The sequence below is a fragment of the Desulfosporosinus sp. Tol-M2 genome (assembly GCF_059735615.1).
The window spans coordinates 1-1,680 of sequence record NZ_JCAIJG010000024.1 but is presented as its reverse complement, the minus strand read 5'-3'; the positions used below and the strand labels follow the sequence as shown (position 1 = coordinate 1,680).

Annotated in this window: 2 protein-coding genes; both read right to left on the bottom strand. The window is 46.0% G+C overall.

Annotated elements, in window-relative coordinates; translation table 11 throughout:
• Positions 1–83: 83 nt before the first annotated feature.
• Complete coding sequence (locus AC6I5A_RS00955) at positions 84–1,097, bottom strand: 2-hydroxyacyl-CoA dehydratase family protein (protein WP_034610673.1); 1,014 nt, start codon at positions 1,095–1,097, stop codon at positions 84–86.
• Positions 1,098–1,317: 220 nt separating this feature from the next.
• On the bottom strand, positions 1,318–1,680 hold a 363-nt coding region (locus AC6I5A_RS00950), incomplete at its 5' end, for a glutamate racemase (protein ID WP_034610670.1).

Below are 1,680 nucleotides of genomic sequence, written 5' to 3'. Positions count from 1 at the left end.
ACCGTATCCCTTCGTCTTCCCAGGCCAGAAGGTCGTGATCACACCCTGGTTTGGACGACGAGCGCATAGCCGAGAGACGTGTCTCACGACCCAAGCATAGACAAAAAAGACTCTATCCTCATTTTACTCCGCGCATCCAGTCCCGTTGGATTTTCCCCTTCCAAAGTTAGAATCGGGTAATCCAGCTTTTTTCGGATAATCAAATCCTCTATCTGGCGAAAGCAAAAACTTTGCGTATAGTGAATGATTCCGTCTAAGCGGCGGCGCTCGGCCTCCTGAGCGATATCCTCAAGGCGTTGAAATACTTTATAAGGATATGTGTATAAGCAGTACTGTTCCACGATATCATCCGTCTTAAAGGGCATTGCAAACTGTCTTTGGACTTCATTAAAAACAACACGAGCACCGTATTCTTCCAAAAAATCGTAGATTGCGGGGAAAATAGGTGGGACCCCGATAAAACCAAGTCGAATTTCTCGCCTCTTTCTCCGTAATCCCAAACGAACCCGCTCTGAAAAAGGCTCCCGCCTGCTCGCCGTTTGAATAAATTTCTCCATCTCACGGGCAAAGCCCTCAGGGTCGCCATTAAAATCCGAACAAGAAACAAGAAAGAGGTGGTTTTCAAACCCTCTCACCCGGTTTTCTTCCCAAGTTAGCCGGTCAATTTCCCAAGCCAAAGCCCGAACCTGATCCAGACGCTTCTTTTGCAGATTCACCTCTTCCCAAGTTGTGCCCAAAGTTTCAATTAGCTTGTCCATTTGGAGACGAAGCATGTCCGAATCCCGATCATACGGAAAGGAAAAAGGGATAATTTCGAGTCCTTCCACTTCCCATGTCTCCATCAAAGCGTGAGTATTACTGCAATCTCCTTGAGTGACCGCAATAATGCGCTGAATATCCGGATTATGCAATGCCGTCGAATACAAACCCTTAATCCAACCGCACACATTGCGAGGATAGCCGACCAACTCCGCTTCTTCCACTCGCTGCTTCGCTTCTGAACCGGTAATAAATATATTATTTAGATCAACTGGTATCTCACCGGCTGCAAAAATTACTTCAACCGGCACCGTCGTTGTTAACCCGATTTTACCCATAATCGCTGTCTCCTGTTATTCAAAAATATTGACCCCTTCTTATATCAAGGACAACCCCTATTTCAACCTGTTCCACCATTAACCGGCTCAACCAAAAGCTGGCAGCGCAGGATTGGCAGAAATCCTGTTTTTAACCTGTTCCGCTAACCGTAAAGATTTGTTGATTCAAGTTTTGCCCGGTAGCCATTTTACCCCTTTTAACCTTTTAATAAAATAAATATTAATCCTTTAACCCCATAATTACTTGCTCCACATAATCGATTGGTTCTTGGAGCAGCGTATTTCCAACCTGTCGAAAAAGACCCGGATCTCCACTTACATAATAGTGGCTGCGCCGCTGGTTTTTACTTAAGAACGAAGGGGATGGACGTACAACTAGTCCCGCTCGTTCCCACTCATCCATATGCCGAAGCAATTTCTTCAACTCTTGCACAACAGCCAAAGCCGGATCGATGATCAGGACGTCTTCGCCTAGAAACTCCCGAATGACAGGTTCGAGAAAAGGATAATGCGTACACCCTAAAATCAGGGTATCCACACCGGCCTCCTTTAATGGTGCCAAATACGTTTGGGCGATCCCTTG